The organism is Pseudomonas sp. GD03842, assembly GCF_029841165.1.
Classification (GTDB): Bacteria; Pseudomonadota; Gammaproteobacteria; order Pseudomonadales; family Pseudomonadaceae; genus Aquipseudomonas.
In genome coordinates this window covers 1-500 of sequence record NZ_JAOCEA010000046.1, presented here as the reverse complement: position 1 = coordinate 500, position 500 = coordinate 1, and the positions used below count along the sequence as shown (strand labels likewise).

Annotated in this window: 1 pseudogene; it reads right to left on the bottom strand. The window is 64.2% G+C overall.

Going from position 1 to position 500, the window contains the following annotated elements:
• A pseudogene (locus N5D61_RS26445) lies at window positions 1-500 on the bottom strand (threonine ammonia-lyase, biosynthetic); the annotation flags it as partial.

The following is a 500-nucleotide window of genomic DNA, read 5'->3' as shown; positions in this document are numbered from 1 at the left end:
CCCAGGAACAACCGGTACGCGGGGTTGTTCGTCTCGTCCCAGTACGGATAACCGATTTCCGCCAGCGCCTGGGGCACCAGGTGGCGTTCTTCCTCCGGCACCACCAGCCCGGCCACCACGCGCCCGTCGGCGGCGCCGTGGTTGCGGTAATGGAACATCGAGATGTTCCATTTCCCGCCGAGCTTGTTGAGGAAGTTGAACAGCGCGCCCGGGCGTTCGGGGAACTCGAAACGGAACACCATTTCGTCGCTTACCCGCTCCGAGTGGCCGCCCACCATGTGTCGCAGGTGCAACTTGGCCAGTTCGTTGTCGGTCAGGTCCAGCACCGGGAAGCCTTGCTCGGTCAGGCTGGCGATCAGCGCCTTGCGCGGGTCGTTTTCCGGGTGGGTCTGCACGCCGACGAAGATGTGCGCTTCGCGGTCGGTGTGGTAGCGGTAGTTGAACTCGGTGATCTGGCGCTTGCCCACCGCCTCGCAGAATGCCTTGAAGCTGCCAGGCTG